A 15,986-nucleotide genomic window follows, 5' to 3' on the forward strand; every position below is an offset into this window, starting at 1 on the left:
CGCCCTGCGGTCTCAACCGGGTCAGCGGGACCTTCGGGATCTGCGGATCAGCTGGATCTGCGGGATCAGCTGGGCGCGGCCGCGAGACGAACCCCCTGACCCCGTCCCCCCGAGCGCAGCGGAACCTGCGGGGATCAGCCTGGCCGGCGGGATCGAACCGAGACTGCCCCGGGTGACGACCTGCTCGCGCCCAGAGCACTCTTCCGCCGCACACCGCGCCGCCCCTAGGGCGGGGTCAGGCGCGCAACCGAAGGCCCCGAGGTGTCGGATGGAACCCAGCCGCCTCCAGCGCCGCCCCCAGAGGCGAGTCGTTGATGGACTCCCCGTCCGCCCGCTCCACGGTCAACTTCCCCAGCACCCCGTCCCGGACGGCCAAGGCAAGCGCATCCACCGCCGGCTGGAGCCGCTCGTCGTCGGTGAAGGAGAGCAACGTCTTCCCACCCCGCTCCACGTACACCACGAGCGACCCGTTCACCAGCACCACCAGCGCACCCGCCTTCCGCCCAGGCTTGTGCGAGACGTCCCCGGGATGCGCGGGCCAGGGCAACGCCGCCCCGTACGGGTTGGCCGGATCGGCAGCAGCCAGCACCACAGCACGCCGCACCTCCCCAGACCACCCCGCGGATCCGCCCCCTCCACCCGCCGCCGAGCGAGGCTCCCCAGCCGAGCGGGGCCCGTCGGCTGAGCGAGCCCCGTCGGTCGAGTGAAGGCCGTCGGTCGAGCCGAAACCGCCCCCCGAACGAGGGCCGTCACCTGCTCCAGGGTTGTCCACCGGGCCAGCGCCATCGCTCGGGCCGAGCCCATCGGTCACCCCGAGGCCATCGCTCGGCTCGAGCCCATCGGTCGGGCCAGAGCCATCGCTCGGGTCGGGCCCATCGGTCGGGCCGGGGCCTTCGGCCGGGCCGGGGCCATCGGCTGGGCCGGAGACGAGGGTCGAGGGGAGGGCGTCAGTTGGGGGAAGACCGGTTGGGCGAGGGGTGTCGATTGAGGGAAAGCCGGTTGAGCGGGGGGCGTCGGTTGGGTGGGGGGTATCGGTTGGGCGGTAGCCGGGGGAGTCGCCCAGACGAGGGGAGAGTGCCCGCATCCGATCCACCGCGCCAGGCAACGCGAACTGCGCCCCACCCAGCCCCTCGACGAAGTACCCCCGACGACACCGCCCGCTCTCCTCGAAAGCCCGGAGCACCTGGTAAACCGCCGAGAACCCCCCGGACAGCCGTTCGGCCGTGACAGCCCCCCGGGTGACCACGCCGTGCCGCTCCAGGAGCACCTCGGCCTGGGCCTGGGCCCGGAGCGTGGGTTCGGCGGACGGCTCGGGCAACAGCCACCACCGCCCGGCTGCCGTGGGCGGCCCGCTACGGGTGGGCAGGACGGCCCGGCGACGGCGGGTGGTGGCCGGGCGGTGGGCGGGACGTCCGGTGCCGAGGGTGGCCCGGAGCGGCGCCAGGGTGTCCCCCGACACCCGGCCCGACCACACCAGGTCCCACAGCGCGGCGACCAGTCCGGAGTCGTCGAGCGACCCTGCCCGGTCGGCCAGCCCGCGGAAGAACAGCGCGCCGCCGCCCCCGAGCACCTCCAGCACCTTCTCGTGCAAGGGGGTGAGGGTGATGTCGAGCGGGTCGGGCATCAGCAGGGGCGCGGTGTCGGCGAAGTACAGGGACACCCAGCCGTCCCCGCCGGGCAACGAGCCCTGGCCGGCCCAGACGACCTCGCCCGAGGCGGTCAGCTCGTCGAGCAACGCGGGGTGGTAGCCGGGCACGCGGGCGGGCAGCACCAGCGTCTCCAGGGCCGAGGCGGGCACTGCGGCGCCTTGCAGTTGCTCCAGAGCGTTGACCAGCGAATCCATCGCCCGAGCCGCCCCGGCCGCCCCGCTCCGCGCCCCCCGAAGGTCGGCCCCGCCATACCCCCGCCCACCAGCACCAGCCGGCCCGGCGTAGCCGTGCACCCCGCCGTAGTCCCGCCCACCGGCGCCGACAGAACCGCCGGCCCTGCCGTACTCGTGTCCGCCGACACCGGCAGGACCGTCCGCTCTGCCGTACCCTCCGGAACCGATAGGACCGTCCACACCGCCGGCGGCAGCGGCTCCGCCGTACCCCTGGTCGGGGCCGCGCGCGCCGGAGTAGGTCGAGGCCGTGATGCCGTGCCAGGCGGGCAGGAAGGTCGCCAGGGTCTCCGCGGAGACCGGCTCGACCTCCTTGCGCAGGGCGGCCAGCGACCGGCGGCGGATCATCCGCAGCACCCCGGCGTCACACCACTCCTCGCCCCGCCCGCCGGGCCGGAACTCACCGCTCACCACCCGTCCCGAGGCGACGAGCCGCTGCAGGGTGTCGCTCACCACCGCGACGCCCAGGCCGAAGCGGGCCGCGGCGGTGCCGGAGGTGAAGGGGCCACGGGTGCGCGCGTGCCTGGCCACGAGGTCGGCGAGCGGATCGGCGACCGGCTCCAGGAAGACGTGCGGGATGCCCACCGGCAACGGCACGCCGAGGGCGTCGCGCAACCGGCCGGCGTCCTCGATGGCGGCCCACTGCTCCTCGCCGGCCACCCGCACCCGGATGGCCCGCCGGGCCTGTTCGAGCTCGGCCAGCCAGGCTGGGTCGCCCTCGCGGACGCTGACATCGGCCGCGAGCAGCGGGCCGTGCGAGCGCAGCAGGTCGGCGAGGTCCTCCCGGTCACGCAACGGCCGGTCGAGCCGCGCCAGCTCCCGCTCGCAGTCGGCGATGACGTCGGGGTCGAGCAGCTCGCGCAGATCGGCCTGCCCGAGCAGCTCGGCCAGCAGCGCGGTGTCGAGCGCGAGCGCCTGCGCCCGCCGCTCGGCCAGCGGCGCGTCGCCCTCGTACATGAACGCGCCGATGTAGTGGAAGAGCAACGACGCGGCGAACGGCGAGGCCTGCGAGGTCTCGATCTCCACCACCCGGATCCGCCGCGCGGCGATGTCGCGCATGAGCTGCACCAGGCCGGGCACGTCGAAGACGTCCTGGAGGCACTCGCGCATGGTCTCCAGCACGATCGGGAAGCTGGCGTACTGCGAGGCCACCCCCAGCAGGTGCGCCGCCCGCTGCCGCTGCTGCCACAGCGGCGACCGCTTCCCCGGCGTCCGGCGAGGCAACAGCAACGCCCGCCCCGCGCACTCGCGGAACCGCGAGGCGAACAGCGCCGACCCGCCCAGTTCCTCGGTGACGATCCGCTCGATCTCGTCGGCGTCGAAGGCCGCCACGTCGGTCGGCGGCTCGCTCAGCGTGTCGGGGATGCGCAGCACGATGCCGTCGTCGGAGTGCACCGCCTGCACGTCGAGGCCGTAGCGCTCGCGCAGCCGCCGGTTGATCGCCAGTGCCCAGGGCGCGTGCACCCGCGCGCCGTACGGGGAGTGGATGACGACCCGCCAGTCGCCCAGCTCGTCGTGGAACCGCTCGACCACCAGCGTCCGGTCGTCCGGCACGTATCCGGTGGCTTCGCGCTGTTCACCGAGGTAGGCCAGGAGGTTGCCCACGGCGTAGTCGTCGAGCCCGGCCGCCCGCAACCGCCCCACCGCGTCACCGGGGCCGCCGCCCTCGGCAGAGGCCCCGGCCTTCGCACGCTTACCGGTGGCCGCGGTTTTCCCGGAGGTCCCGGACCCTCCCGGCTTCCCGGTCTTCTTCTCCGCGCCCTCGCTCGACAGCTCGCGGAGGAAGGCCCCGATCGCCCGCCCCAGCTCGGCCGGCCGCCCCTGGGTGTCGCCGTGCCAGAACGGCAGCTTGCCCGGCTGCCCGGGAGCGGGGGAGACCAGCACCCGATCGGCGGTGATGTCCTCGATCCGCCAGGAGCTCGCGCCCAGCACGAAGACGTCGCCCACCCGCGACTCGTACACCATCTCCTCGTCGAGCTCGCCCACCCGCGAGCCCTTCTCCCCGACCAGGAACACGCCGAACAGCCCGCGGTCGGGGATGGTGCCGCCGTTGGTGACCGCCAGCCGCTGGCTGCCGGGCCGGCCCTGGAGCAGCCCGGTCACCCGGTCCCACACCACCCGAGGCCGCAGCTCGGAGAACTCCTCGCTCGGGTAGCGCCCGGCCAGCATGTCGAGCGTCGCCTCCAGCGCGGTGCGCGGCAGCGTCGCGTAGGGCGCGGCCCGCTTGACCAGGGCCTCGACCTCGTCGACCGTCCACTCGTCGAGCGCGGTCATCGCCACGATCTGCTGGGCCAGCACGTCGAGCGGGTTGCGCGGGTAGCGCATCTCCTCGATCTGGCCGCTCTTCATCCGCTCGGCGACGACCGCGGTCTGGATCAGGTCGCCGCGGTACTTCGGGAAGATCACGCCACGGGAGACCGCGCCCACCTGGTGCCCGGCCCGGCCGATGCGCTGCAGCCCGCTGGCCACGCTCGGCGGGGCCTCCACGCAGGCGACCAGATCGACCGAGCCCATGTCGATGCCCAGCTCCAGGCTGGAGGTGGCGACCACGGCCGGCAGGCGGCCCGACTTGAGCGCCTCCTCGATCTGGGAGCGCTCCTCCTTGGAGACCGAGCCGTGGTGCGCCCGGACGATCTCAGTGGGCGCGCCCTTGGCCGCGCCGGCCTGCGCCATCATGTCGGCGGGCGGTCGCCGGGCGCCGGGCCCGCGCACACCCTTGTCCTCCCTGGGCGGCCGGGCGGGCTCGCCGGAGCCGGGCGGCGTCTCCCAGACGGACAGGTCGATCGCCTCCAGGCCCTGCTCCCGCTCGAAGGCCAGCTCGTTGAGGCGCGTGCACAACCGCTCGGCCAGCCGCCGGGAGTTGGCGAAGACGATGGTGGAACTGTGCTCCTCGATCAGGTCGAAGAGCCGGTCCTCCACATGCGGCCAGATCGACCGCCGGGCCGGCTCGGCCATCTCGAACTCGGCCCCGGAAGGCGGCGGCGCGGCGTCGAGCTCGGTCATGTCCTCGATCGGGACGACCACCTCGACCTCGATGACCTTGTCCGACGGCGGCTGCACGACGGTCGCCGGGCGGGTGCCGCCGAGGAAGGCGGCCACCTCGCTGACCGGGCGGACCGTGGCCGACAGCCCCACCCGCTGCGCCGGCCGCTCCAGCAGGGCGTCGAGCCGTTCGAGGCTGAGCGCGAGGTGCGCGCCGCGCTTGGTCGCGGCGACGGCGTGGACCTCGTCGACGATCACCGTCTCGACGCCGCGCAACGCCTCGCGCGCCTGGCTGGTGAGCAGCAGGAAGAGCGACTCGGGCGTGGTGATGAGGATGTCGGACGGTTTGCTGGCGAAGCGCCGCCGCTCCTCGGCCGAGGTGTCGCCGGAGCGGATCGCGACCGAGATCTCCGGCACCGGCTCGCCCAGCCGCCGCGCGGTCTGCTTGAGCCCGGCCAGCGGCGCGCGCAGGTTGCGCTCGACGTCGACGGCGAGCGCTTTCAGCGGCGAGATGTAGAGGACCCGGCACGACTTCGTCTCCGACGGCGTGGTGGCCAGCCGGTCGAGCGACCAGAAGAAGGCGGCGAGCGTCTTGCCGGACCCGGTCGGCGCCACGACCAGCGTGTTGTCACCGCGCGCGATGGACTCCCACGCGCCGTCCTGCGCCGCCGTGGGCGCGGCGAAGGCGCTGCGGAACCACTCTTGCGCCATCGGGCTGAACCGGTCGAGCGAGGTCATGCCCACAGTGTGCCCTCGCCGACCGACAGAATCGGTCAGCCGGCGGACAGGCCACGGGAGATCAGCGCCACGACCGCCTCGAAGTGCTGGTCGATGCCGGGATCCGACCACTCGGGGGCGTACTGCGGATCATGGAAGCGGTTGGTGGCGTCGAAGACCGCCCGGGCCGACACCGCCGGGTCGTCGGTGCGGAACACGCCCTGCCGTACCCCGTCGGAGATGATCTCGGTGAGCTGCCCGACGAGGTCCGCGATGTGCGCGTCGATGACGGCGCTGGACTCGCCGACGAGCACGAGGTAGGTCGCGAACAGCTCGGGATCGTCGAACGCCTTCTTGCGCTTGGCCGCGAACAGGGCGCTCAGCCAGGCGCGCAGCCGGTCCGGGGCCGGTCCGGCGGGGACGGCGGCCAGGGCGGCGTGCGACTCCTCCAGCCAGAGCTGCGTCACCGCCTCGCGCAACGCGGCCTTGCTCGGGAAGTGCCGGTAGACGCTGCCGTGGCTCACCCCGAGGGCGCGGGCCACGTCGACGACGGTGGCCTTGGCCGGGCCGTACCGCCTGAGCACCTCCTGAGCGGTGGTCAGGATCTGCTCGCGGGTCAGCACGCCGTCGGTCATGTCCCGATTTTCTCAGTGTTCACTGTCCAGGTGCGCCATCTGGGCCTCGCCGTACCGCGAGCCGGCCGCGGCGCCCGCGGGCACGGCGGCCTCGACGGCGGCCAGGTCGGCGGGGGTGAGCGCGAGGTCGAGCGCGCCGAGCGCCTCGGCGAGCCGTTCGCGGGTGCGTGCGCCGATCAGGGGCACGATGTCGGCGCCGCGCGAGAGCACCCAGGCGATGGCGAGCTGCGCGACCGTCACGCCACGGGCTCCGGCGAGGTCGCGCAGGGCCTCGGTGAGCGCGAGGTTGTGGGAGAGGTTCGCGCCGGTGAAGCGCGGGCTGACCGAGCGGAAGTCCCCGGGAGCGAGTTCGCGCGCGGGGGACCAGTGGCCGCTCAGCAGGCCGCGGGAGAGCACGCCGTAGGCGGTGATCCCGATGCCGAGCTCGCGGCAGGCGGGCAGGATCTCGTCCTCGCCGCCGCGCGACAGCAGCGAGTACTCGATCTGCAGGTCGGCGATCGGATGGACCGCGTGCGCCCGGCGGATGGTGTCGGCGCCCGCCTCGGACAGGCCGATGTGCCGGACATATCCGGCCGACACCAGCTCGGCGATCGCGCCGACGGTCTCCTCGATCGGGACCGCGGGGTCGACGCGGGCGATCCGGTAGACGTCGACGTGGTCGGCGCGGAGCCGGCGCAGGCTGTGCGCGAGGAAGTTCTTGACCGCCGCGGGCCGGCCGTCGTAGCCCAGCCAGGCGCCCGCGGGGTCGCGTAGCGCGCCGAACTTGACGCTGATCTGCGGCCGTTCGCGGCCTTCGAGGGCCTTGGCGATGAGCAGCTCGTTGTGCCCCATTCCGTAGAAGTCGCCCGTGTCGAGCAGGGTGACCCCGGCGTCCAGGGCTGCGTGGATGGTGGCGATCGACTCGGTTTCGTCGGCCGGGCCGTACAGATCGGACATGCCCATGCAGCCGAGGCCGAGCGCGGAGACCTGGTTCTTGCCCAGGGTGCGAAGTTCCATAGCCCCGAGTATGGACTATGGACTGACAGATTTCAAACTTTGTCAGCGAGGATTGAGTCCCATGCCGCGGGAGATATGAGGAAGTGAGGTGAACCCCAGGTGAGCGAGATCGACTACGCGGCCGTCGCCGCCAAACGTGAGCACATCAAGCAGCAGTACCTCCTTCCCCACCGTCCCCCGAGCAGCGCACGCGGCCTCCACCACTTCGCCCTGCTCTCCTCCGACGTCGAGCGGACCGTCCGCTTCTACCAGGAGCTGCTCGAATTCCCGCTGACCGAGATCTTCGAGAACCGCGACTACAAGGGCAGCAACCACTTCTTCTTCGACCTCGGCAACGGCAACCTGCTGGCCTTCTTCGACTTCCCCGGCCTCGACCTCGGCCCCTACCAGGAGGTGCTCGGCGGCCTGCACCACATCGCGATCTCCGTCGACCCGGCCACCTGGGAACGGCTGCGCGGCAAGCTGGAGATGGCCGGCGTGCCGCACCAGATCGAGAGCGGCGCCTCCATCTACTTCAGGGACCCCGACGGCGCCCGGCTGGAGCTGCTCGCCGACCATCTCGGTGAGATGTACGGCTCGCGCGTGCTGTGATCAGCGGCGCGAAGCGCGCCTGGAGCGATCGACGCCCGCCCGCGGCTCCCGCCGGAGACCCGCGTGCCGCTCGGAGCGCTCCGCCTTCTCCTTCTGTACGGCCTGCCGCATCAGAAGGTCGAGGTGGCGGCGCCTGGCCCGGCCGGTCCGGTTCTTGGCCGACTTCGGGGGCGATGGCTGCGACTTCTTGGGGGATTTCGCCATGGCCCGGTCCTACCCACTCCGGCGGTGGTTCGATACTTGGCTGATGCGCCTGACTGAGTTTTGGAGACGGATGCGGGCCCACTTCGGCGACGCCTACGCCGAGTCGTGGGCACGCGACTACGTGCTGGCGCCGCTCGGCGGCCGGACCGTCGAGCAGGCGCTGGCCGACGGCATCGGCGCCAAGGAGATCTGGCGCGCGGTCTGCCAGGTGGAGAACGTCTCCAGCCGGCTCACCTAGTCGTCGGGCTCCTGGGCCAGCACCGTCTTGATCGCCGTGGCGGTGCCGCCCAGATCCTCCGCGCTGCCCTGCCCGCCCGGCGACCACAGGAAGAGCCACCCGCGCTGCGTGGGCGTGGCGAAGATCAGCGTCTGGCGGCCCGTGCTCGGGTGCCAGGCCCACAGCACCGGATCGTGGCCGCCGACCATGCGGCCGACCAGGCCGTGATCGGGGAGCAGTTCGGCCAGCGCCTGGAGATGGCCGCGCCGTTCCTCGGTGTAGGTGCTCGCCACACCTTTCAGGATCTCCCCAGGTCACGGCCATGGCAACAGGGCGGGAGCATTGTGGGGGAATGTCTAGTCCCGGTGTCGGGCCAGCTCCCGCACGATCTTCCGGAAGCGAAGGTGCGCCCGGACGGTGATCGCCGCCGAGGCTCCGATGAACAGCGCTCCGGCCGCGATCGCCACGGCCAGCCCGGTGCCGCGGTCCGCGGCCACGGTGACCGTCACCGCCGTCGTCGCCAGCGAGGCCGCCAGCGCCAGCCAGCCCGCGACCAGCCCGTCCAGCGCGAACAGCGGCCGCGGCCCGAGCACCGACCAGGCCCCGAACGCCGTCCAACCGGCGCAGATCAAGGCCAGCAGCGCGAACACCAGCCGGGTGCGGTCCGGCAGCGGCCCGGGCTCGGTCGCCCACAGCGTGACCAGGAACGTCCCGCCCACCAGCCCGCCGAGCAGCGCCACCGTCCCGCGCAGCCGCCGCCACGGGCTCGACTCGGCCCGCACCAGCGCGATGATCTCGTCGTCTTTCATGGCTTCTCCTCCAGTTGTCCACGAAGCAGGCCGCGTGCCCGGTGCAGCCGGGATTTGGCCGTTCCCAGCGGAATGCCGCAGATCTCCGCGCAGTCCTCCAGCGACAGGTCCTCCAGGTAGAAGAGGGCGAGGATCTCCCGCTCGCGCGGCGGCAGCGCGGCCAGGCCGTCGAACAGCTCGACCCGGTCGAGAACCGCTTCCGTCCCGTCCGGTACGGCAGGCGGCTCGGCCCCGGCGTCGAGCGAGGCCTCGCCGTACTCCGCCCGCAGCCGGGTCGCCACCGCGCGCCGGGCGATGGTGAACAGCCACGGCGCGAAGCGCGCCGGGTCCTTGAGCCGGGGCAGCCCGCGCACCACCGCCACCCAGACCTCCTGGGTCACGTCGTCGGCGCGCCCGGGGCCGAGCATCCGGCGCACGTAGGTCAGGACCGGCTCGTGCCACGCCCTGACCAGCTCCGTCAGCGCGGCCCGGTCGCCCAGACGGCACCTGAGCACCAGCGATTCGTTGTCCATCCCACTCCCTCGTCGTCCACGCCGGTACAGTCGCGGAGCGGACACGCCAGGTTCGCGTTCGGATGAGATCGAACAGCCGTTCGGCTACTATGAAGCCACCCGGACCGAGGTCCGGCGGAAAATTGTCGGTCGCAGGCCGTAGCTTTCTCACGACTGACCGGACCACGATCCTCCAAGGGGAGATCCCATGGCTATCAACGACCGCGAGAAGGCCCTTGAGACTGCCCTCGCACAGATCGAGCGTCAATTCGGCAAGGGCTCCGTCATGCGCCTCGGCGACGACGCCCGCGCGCCGATCGAGATCATCCCGACCGGCTCGATCGCCCTCGACGTCGCCCTCGGCATCGGCGGGTTCCCGCGCGGCAGGATCGTGGAGGTCTACGGCCCCGAGTCCTCCGGCAAGACGACGGTCGCCCTCCACGCCGTGGCCAACGCCCAGCGCGGGGGCGGCATCGCCGCCTTCATCGACGCCGAGCACGCGCTCGACCCCGAATACGCCAAGAAGCTCGGTGTCGACACCGACGCCCTCCTGGTCTCCCAGCCCGACACCGGTGAGCAGGCCCTCGAGATCGCCGACATGCTGATCCGCTCCGGCGCGGTCGACCTGATCGTCATCGACTCGGTCGCGGCCCTGGTGCCCAAGGCCGAGATCGAGGGCGAGATGGGCGACAGCCACGTCGGCCTCCAGGCCCGCCTCATGTCCCAGGCGCTGCGCAAGGTCGCCGGTGCGCTCAACAGCACCGCCACCACCGCCATCTTCATCAACCAGCTCCGCGAGAAGATCGGCGTCATGTTCGGCTCGCCCGAGACCACGACCGGTGGCAAGGCGCTGAAGTTCTACGCCTCGGTGCGCCTCGACATCCGCCGCATCGAGACGCTCAAGGACGGCACCGAAGCGGTCGGCAACCGCACCCGCGTCAAGGTCGTCAAGAACAAGATGGCCCCGCCCTTCCGCGTGGCCGACTTCGACATCCTGTACGGCGTGGGCATCTCCCGTGAGGGCGGCCTCATCGACATGGGCGTCGAGCACGGCTTCGTCCGCAAGGCCGGTGCCTGGTACACCTACGAGGGCGACCAGCTCGGCCAGGGCAAGGAGAACGCGCGTAACTTCCTGAAGAACCACCCGGACATCGCCAACGAGATCGAGAAGCGGATCAAGGAGAAGCTCGGTGTCGGCCCGCGGGTCGACGCTCCCGCCGACGCCGCCCCTGCCGCTCCCGCTCCGGCTGCCGCCGCCCCGGCTCCGTCCGGCCGTGGCTCCCGCGCCGCCGCGGCGGCCGCTGCTGCCGCCGCCGCGCCGAAGCCCGGTGACATCTGAGCGCTCGGCGTATGAACGAGCCGAAGAGCCGGCCTGACCCCGGGCGCGCCCGCCGCGCCCGGCCATCGCCGCCTGGCTGGAGCGACTCCGACCCAGCCGACGCCCCACCCTGGCTCTTCGGCGACCCTCCCACACCGAGCGACTCCCTTACCCCCGGCGACCCTCTTGTGCTGGGCGACTCTCTTCCCTCCGGCGAGCTCACCTCGCCGGGCGGCTCTGCCTCGCCAGGCTCTGCCCCTTCCCCAGCTCACCCGCGGGACTGGGGTGCCTGGCCCGACCCCGCCGAACACCCCACCAAGCGCCGCCGCCGCAACCCGTCCTCCCGATCTCAAACCCCGGACCCGACCGACACCTCCTACCCGGCTCAGCCTTCGGGTACGGCTCAGCCCTCGGGTACAGCTCGCCCCTCGGGTACAGCTCAGACGTCGAGCTCGGCTCAGACCCGTGGCGAGGCCCAGCCTCAGGCCCTGGACTCATCGGCAACCTTTGCCTGGCCCACCTCCCCACCTGAGGCCGCGTCTCCACTCGAGGCCGCTTCCTCACCAGTGACCTCGTCGTCGTCCCCGGCTGCGGACGAGGGCTCCTGGTGGGCTCCGGCTGCCCAGGAGGGGCTCGACTCCGGCCAGGACGGGCACCCGTTCTTCAGCCTGGGCTCGGGAGACGACGGCAGCGGCCCGCTCTCCGGTCTGGCGTCCGGGGACGACGGTTCCGAGACCCGTGGTCGTAAGCGCGCGCGCCGCTCCAAGAGCACCGAGTACGGCAAGCGTCCCCGCCGGGCCGACCCTGACACCGATGGCCAGGCCCCCTTCGAACCGGCTCCCTTCGAACCGGCCCCCTTCGAACCGGCCCCCTTCGAACCGGCCCCCTTCGAACAGGCTCCCTTCGAACCGGCCCCCTTCGAACAGGCTCCCTTCGGCGGCCTGTTCAGCAAGCCGACCTCCGACTCCCAACCGACCGAGCCCCGCCACTATGAGGGCAGCGGCCTGTTCAGCGAGCCGACAACCTCGGGGGCTGACCCGACTCCGGCCAGCCACGTTGAGGGCGGCGGCTTGTTCAGGGAGCTGACCCCGGAGCCCGACCCGACTCCGGCCAGCCACGACTGGGGCAGCGGTCTATTCAGCGAGCCGACCCCGGAGCCCGAGCCCACCCCGGCTACCGAGCCCACCCCGCCCAGCCCCGACACCGGCGGTGGGCTGTTCGGCAGCGAGTCTGGCCAGGGGGGCGGGCTGTTTGATGGGGTGCAAGCCGATTCGGGCGGGCGGGGGAGTTCGGGTGGCGGAGGGCTGTTCGAGGGTGAGCCGTTCGGGGCGGCGGGGGGCTCGGGCGGTGGGCTGTTTGATGACGACGGTGGGGAGCGGCGGCGGGCTGGGCGGGGGAAGGGCCGCTACTCGCGGAAGAAGGGGCGCGGGCGCTACGGGGACGGGCCGGATCCGGGTTCGGGGGCGGCGCAAGGGCCGCCGGCGGATCCGGAGTCTGTGGCACGGAACATCGCGCTCCGTCTGCTGGCCATGGCGCCCAAGACGCGGGCGCAGCTCGCGGAGGCCATGCGGAAGCGGGAGGTGCCCGAGGAGGTCGCCAACGTCGTGCTCGACCGGTTCACCGAGTTGGGGTGGATCAACGACGAGGCCTTCGCTGAGGCTTGGGTGGAGTCCCGGCACCATGGGCGGGGGCTGGCCAAGCGGGCTCTGGCGGCCGAACTGCGGCACCGGGGTGTGGACGGGGAGACGGTCAACGAGGCCGTCGAACGGCTGGATCCCGACCAGGAACTGGAGACGGCTCGGCGGCTGGTTGAGCGGAAGCTCGGGTCGACGCGGGGGCTTGAGTCCCAGGTCCGGATTCGGCGGCTGGCGGGGATGCTTGCTCGGAAGGGGTACGCGCCGGGGCTGGCCTATCGGGTGGTTCGGGAGGCGCTGGAGCAGGAAGGCGTCGAGGTCGAGGACGACTTCTCCTAGGACGAGGCCCGCGGCCGGGACGAGGACCGGACGCGGGGCGGGGACCAGGGCCGGCACGGGGCGGGGACCAGGGCCGGCACGGGACGGGGACCAGGGCCGGCACGGGACGGGGACCAGGGCCGGCACGGGACGGGGACCAGTGCCGGCAGGGAGACCACCAATGCCGGGACGGGGACCGGGGCCGGGGCGGAGACCGGGGGTGGGGTGAGGACCAGTGCCGGACGGGACCCGGGGGTGGGGCGAGGGTTGGTTTCGGCTTGGGATGCCCTTCGAGGGCCTGCAGCACGTCGGCCTGTGTGCTCCGGTCCGGCGTCCGTTCTGAGGGCCGCGGCCGTCGGCTGGTGTTGCGCCGGCGCTGCTGTGCGGCCCTCTGTCGGCTTCGGTGCTGTCTCTTGAGCTGCTGCGCCAGCCCCACATCTCTGGCTCGCTGCTTCGGTGGGTTCCTCTGGGAGGGTCCAGCAGGGTGGGGGTTCGGGGCGGTGGCTGCTTGGTGTGGGGAGCTGGCGCAGGCGTGGGGGTGGTCAGGCGAGGTGGCCGAGGGTGAGGGCGGCGATCACGGGGGCCAGGTAGAGCACGGGGTAGACGACGGTCGAGTAGGAGCGGGCGCGGAGCACGGTGACGATGGCGCCGGTGAAGTACAGGATCAGGGCGATCCCGGCCAGGATGCCGATGATCGGCACGAACAAACCGATCAGGAGGCCGATGGAGCCGGCGGCCTTGGCCGCGCCCAGCCAGGGCCACCACGTGCTGGGGACGCCGTAGTCGGTCAGCGGCTTCACGACCCACTCGGCGCGGCGGAGGAGTGAGAAGGCGGAGAAACCCACCCAGAGGGCGGCCAGAACGGTGACGACGGTGGCGGTGGTGGACATCGGGGACGCTCCCTAGCTGGTGCTTTCTTGTGAGCTCCATCCTGGGGAGGCGGGTTGATATGTCCGCGATGTGTGTGCGATGTGCGGCACAGGCACAAGGGGAGCGATCCGGCGGGAAGAGGGGGAGCAGGGCGACGAGGAAGAGGGGGTGTGCCCCAACCGGAGCTCGACCGGGAGGGGGCGGTTGGCTCGGTCGAGTCGTGGGTGAGGGCGGTCAAGGGCAGGGGAAAGGGTGGTCGGGGCCGAAATTGCTTTCCCATGGAGCGGTTTCATCAGGTCAAACGTTGGGAAAAGCCGTCCAGGCAAGGGTTTTGCTCGTTGTGGCCGAGAGATTCGGGCGAATGGGACGGACCGTCGAGTGGGACACGCTTGACAGCCAGTCTTTGCTTGCTCGTTACCACTTCGACGCATAACCTCGACGGCAGTGAGGAGTTACTCCGCGACGCGCGGATTGCCATACCGGTGAACTACGGACGAACGAACGTGATCGATCGAGGCGGGGCGAGGTGTCGGCTCAGGCAGTCGGCGCCTGTTCAGCCTTGGGTGCAGTCCCGTCCTGGTGTCGACGCCGTCCCGGCTGTCCGCGCCGTGCAGGTGACCCCTCCCGTGGCAAGGCAGTAGCTGAGCGAGCGATGCAGGGGCACAGCAGCGCTGTGAGCGTGAGCGCGAGGAGGGCGGAGCGCCGATATGGACGCGGTAGTGGTGCTGACCATGGCGGTACTCCTGCTGGCGTTCGTGACGATCGCGACACTGGTGCTGGTCATCAGGCGTACCGCGACGCCGAAGGTGGTGCGCCCGTCGGCTGAGCAACTGGCCGAGGTGGACGACGAGCTGGCGCTGGCCAGGGCGGAGGCCGGGCAGATCCGGGTCAAGGCCGAGTCGGAGGCCGACGAGATCCTGCGCAGGTCGGAGGCGGCGGCCGAGAGCGCGGCCCGGCTCCGGCAGGAGGTCGAGGAGGAGAGCCGGACGCTCAAGCACGAGCTGAAGGAACTGCGCGCCGACCTCGAACGCCGCGAGAAGCGGCTGGCCGAGCGCGAGGAACGGCTGGACGAGGAGTCCAAGCGGCAGGGCGAACGCGAGCGCAAACTGGCCGAGACCGAGGCGGAGCTGGCCGAGCGGCGCACGGAGTTGTCCCAGGTGGACGAGGAGCGCCGCAAGGTGCTGGAGCGGGTCGCCCGGCTGACGGCGGAGCAGGCCAAGGCCGAGCTGATCAGGGACATCGCCAACCAGGCCAAGCGGGAGGCGGCGCTGATCATCCGGGAGATCGAGAGCGAGGCCCGCAAGGAGGGCGAGAAGCGCGCGACGAAGATCGTGACGCTTGCCGTACAGCGGGTGGCGGCGGAGCAGACGGCCGAGTCGGTGGTCAGCGTGCTGCATCTGCCGGGTGATGAGATGAAGGGCCGCATCATCGGGCGCGAGGGGCGCAACATCAGGGCGTTCGAGTCGACGACCGGGGTCAACCTGATCATCGATGACACGCCGGAGGCGGTGTTGTTGTCGTGTTTCGACCCGGTGCGCCGCGAGACCGGGCGGCTGACGCTGGAGAAGCTGATCCTCGACGGGCGCATCCACCCGCAGCGCATCGAGGAGGCCTACGAGCGCAGCAAGGCCGAGGTGCAGGCGTTGTGCGCGCGGGCGGGCGAGGACGCGCTGGTGGAGCTCAGCATCACCGACATGCACCCGGAGCTGACGCTGCTGCTGGGGCAGTTGCGCTATCGCACCTCCTACGGGCAGAACGTGCTCAAGCACCTGATCGAGTCGGCGCACATCGCCGGGATCATGGCCAGCGAGCTCAAGCTGGACCGGCAGTTGCTCAAGCGGTGCGCGTTGCTGCACGACATCGGCAAGGCGCTGACGCACGAGGTCGAGGGCAGCCACGCGCTGATCGGCGCGGAGATCGCGCGGCGGTACGGCGAGAGCGAGGACGTGGTGCACGCGATCGAGGCGCACCACAACGAGGTGGAGGTCCGCACGGTCGAGGCGGTGCTCACCCAGGCGGCCGATGCGATCAGCGGGAGCCGGCCCGGGGCGCGGCGGGAGTCGCTGGAGGCCTACGTCAAGCGGCTGGAGCGGCTGGAGGAGATCGCCTCGTCGTACGAGGGGGTGGAGAAGGTGTTCGCCATGCAGGCCGGGCGAGAGATCCGGATCATGGTGAAGCCCGACTCGATCGACGACATCCAGGCGCAGGTGATCGCGCGGGACATGGCCAAGCAGGTGGAGGAGGAACTGACCTATCCGGGGCAGATCCGGATCACCGTGGTCAGGGAGTCCAGGGCCACCGAGTTCGCCCGCTGACCCCCGCTGA

General features: G+C 71.9%; 13 protein-coding genes. 5 read left to right on the top strand and 8 right to left on the bottom strand.

Annotated elements, in window-relative coordinates; translation table 11 throughout:
• Positions 1-235 precede the first annotated feature (235 nt).
• From ACIBG7_RS07285 to ACIBG7_RS07295, 3 genes are read right to left on the bottom strand one after another with little or no spacing between them, the layout of a single operon-like run.
• Positions 236-5,599 carry a DEAD/DEAH box helicase gene (locus ACIBG7_RS07285; protein WP_397335506.1) on the bottom strand — a complete coding sequence of 1,788 codons (5,364 nt, stop codon included), beginning with the start codon at positions 5,597-5,599 and terminating at the stop codon, positions 236-238.
• 35 nt (positions 5,600-5,634) lie between these two features.
• Positions 5,635-6,213 (bottom strand): TetR family transcriptional regulator, encoded by a 579-nt coding sequence (locus ACIBG7_RS07290; protein WP_357927460.1) that lies wholly within the window; start codon positions 6,211-6,213, stop codon positions 5,635-5,637.
• 12 nt (positions 6,214-6,225) lie between these two features.
• Positions 6,226-7,209 carry an aldo/keto reductase gene (locus ACIBG7_RS07295; RefSeq protein WP_397335507.1) on the bottom strand — a complete coding sequence of 328 codons (984 nt, stop codon included), beginning with the start codon at positions 7,207-7,209 and terminating at the stop codon, positions 6,226-6,228.
• Positions 7,210-7,308: 99 nt separating this feature from the next.
• On the opposite strand from ACIBG7_RS07295, the gene ACIBG7_RS07300 reads away from it, so the two are divergent.
• A complete protein-coding gene (locus tag ACIBG7_RS07300; protein ID WP_357927456.1) occupies positions 7,309-7,800 on the top strand; it encodes a VOC family protein in 492 nt (163 codons plus the stop codon).
• Here ACIBG7_RS07300 and ACIBG7_RS07305 read toward each other — a convergent pair whose 3' ends face one another.
• Positions 7,801-8,004 carry a hypothetical protein gene (locus ACIBG7_RS07305; protein WP_357927455.1) on the bottom strand — a complete coding sequence of 68 codons (204 nt, stop codon included), beginning with the start codon at positions 8,002-8,004 and terminating at the stop codon, positions 7,801-7,803.
• Positions 8,005-8,047: 43 nt separating this feature from the next.
• Here ACIBG7_RS07305 and ACIBG7_RS07310 point away from each other — a divergent pair, with 43 nt between their 5' ends.
• Positions 8,048-8,242, top strand: coding sequence for a DUF3046 domain-containing protein (locus ACIBG7_RS07310; RefSeq protein WP_357927453.1), 195 nt, complete (start codon positions 8,048-8,050; stop codon positions 8,240-8,242).
• Here the strand turns inward: ACIBG7_RS07310 and ACIBG7_RS07315 are convergent.
• The 3 genes from ACIBG7_RS07315 to ACIBG7_RS07325 all read right to left on the bottom strand — a co-directional run bounded on the left by ACIBG7_RS07315 (position 8,239) and on the right by ACIBG7_RS07325 (position 9,542).
• Complete coding sequence (locus ACIBG7_RS07315) at positions 8,239-8,514, bottom strand: hypothetical protein (protein WP_357927452.1); 276 nt, start codon at positions 8,512-8,514, stop codon at positions 8,239-8,241. The genes ACIBG7_RS07310 and ACIBG7_RS07315 overlap by 4 nt on opposite strands.
• A gap of 63 nt (positions 8,515-8,577) precedes the next feature.
• Positions 8,578-9,030, bottom strand: coding sequence for a hypothetical protein (locus ACIBG7_RS07320; protein WP_397335508.1), 453 nt, complete (start codon positions 9,028-9,030; stop codon positions 8,578-8,580).
• A complete protein-coding gene (locus ACIBG7_RS07325; protein WP_397335509.1) occupies positions 9,027-9,542 on the bottom strand; it encodes an RNA polymerase sigma factor in 516 nt (171 codons plus the stop codon). Before ACIBG7_RS07325 ends, ACIBG7_RS07320 begins: the two co-directional genes overlap by 4 nt.
• A gap of 187 nt (positions 9,543-9,729) precedes the next feature.
• Between ACIBG7_RS07325 and recA the strand changes: the two genes are divergently transcribed.
• Positions 9,730-10,860, top strand: a complete 1,131-nt coding sequence (gene recA / locus ACIBG7_RS07330) for a recombinase RecA (protein WP_397335510.1) — start codon at positions 9,730-9,732, stop codon at positions 10,858-10,860.
• An 11-nt stretch (positions 10,861-10,871) separates the two neighbouring features.
• A complete protein-coding gene (gene recX, locus ACIBG7_RS07335; protein WP_397335511.1) occupies positions 10,872-12,812 on the top strand; it encodes a recombination regulator RecX in 1,941 nt (646 codons plus the stop codon).
• Positions 12,813-13,333: 521 nt separating this feature from the next.
• Here the strand turns inward: recX and ACIBG7_RS07340 are convergent.
• On the bottom strand, positions 13,334-13,681 hold the full coding sequence (locus ACIBG7_RS07340) for a DoxX family protein (protein ID WP_357927442.1): 348 nt from the start codon (positions 13,679-13,681) through the stop codon (positions 13,334-13,336).
• A gap of 687 nt (positions 13,682-14,368) precedes the next feature.
• Between ACIBG7_RS07340 and rny the strand changes: the two genes are divergently transcribed.
• Positions 14,369-15,976: a ribonuclease Y gene (gene rny / locus ACIBG7_RS07345; RefSeq protein ID WP_397335512.1), complete on the top strand. Its 1,608-nt coding sequence runs from the start codon at positions 14,369-14,371 to the stop codon at positions 15,974-15,976.
• The last annotated feature ends 10 nt before the right edge of the window (positions 15,977-15,986 follow it).

It is taken from the genome of Nonomuraea sp. NPDC050328, from assembly GCF_044459405.1.
Classification (GTDB): domain Bacteria; phylum Actinomycetota; class Actinomycetes; order Streptosporangiales; family Streptosporangiaceae; genus Nonomuraea.

What these genes read in the sequence shown, in the direction of transcription:
- ACIBG7_RS07305 (WP_357927455.1), bottom strand. Translation starts at nt 8,004, where the DNA reads ATGGCGAAATCCCCCAAGAAGTCGCAGCCATCGCCCCCGAAGTCGGCC.
- ACIBG7_RS07285 (WP_397335506.1), bottom strand. Translation starts at nt 5,599, where the DNA reads ATGACCTCGCTCGACCGGTTCAGCCCGATGGCGCAAGAGTGGTTCCGC.
- recA (WP_397335510.1), top strand. Translation starts at nt 9,730, where the DNA reads ATGGCTATCAACGACCGCGAGAAGGCCCTTGAGACTGCCCTCGCACAG.
- ACIBG7_RS07310 (WP_357927453.1), top strand. Translation starts at nt 8,048, where the DNA reads ATGCGCCTGACTGAGTTTTGGAGACGGATGCGGGCCCACTTCGGCGAC.
- ACIBG7_RS07295 (WP_397335507.1), bottom strand. Translation starts at nt 7,209, where the DNA reads ATGGAACTTCGCACCCTGGGCAAGAACCAGGTCTCCGCGCTCGGCCTC.
- recX (WP_397335511.1), top strand. Translation starts at nt 10,872, where the DNA reads ATGAACGAGCCGAAGAGCCGGCCTGACCCCGGGCGCGCCCGCCGCGCC.
- ACIBG7_RS07320 (WP_397335508.1), bottom strand. Translation starts at nt 9,030, where the DNA reads ATGAAAGACGACGAGATCATCGCGCTGGTGCGGGCCGAGTCGAGCCCG.
- ACIBG7_RS07325 (WP_397335509.1), bottom strand. Translation starts at nt 9,542, where the DNA reads ATGGACAACGAATCGCTGGTGCTCAGGTGCCGTCTGGGCGACCGGGCC.
- ACIBG7_RS07290 (WP_357927460.1), bottom strand. Translation starts at nt 6,213, where the DNA reads ATGACCGACGGCGTGCTGACCCGCGAGCAGATCCTGACCACCGCTCAG.
- rny (WP_397335512.1), top strand. Translation starts at nt 14,369, where the DNA reads ATGGACGCGGTAGTGGTGCTGACCATGGCGGTACTCCTGCTGGCGTTC.
- ACIBG7_RS07340 (WP_357927442.1), bottom strand. Translation starts at nt 13,681, where the DNA reads ATGTCCACCACCGCCACCGTCGTCACCGTTCTGGCCGCCCTCTGGGTG.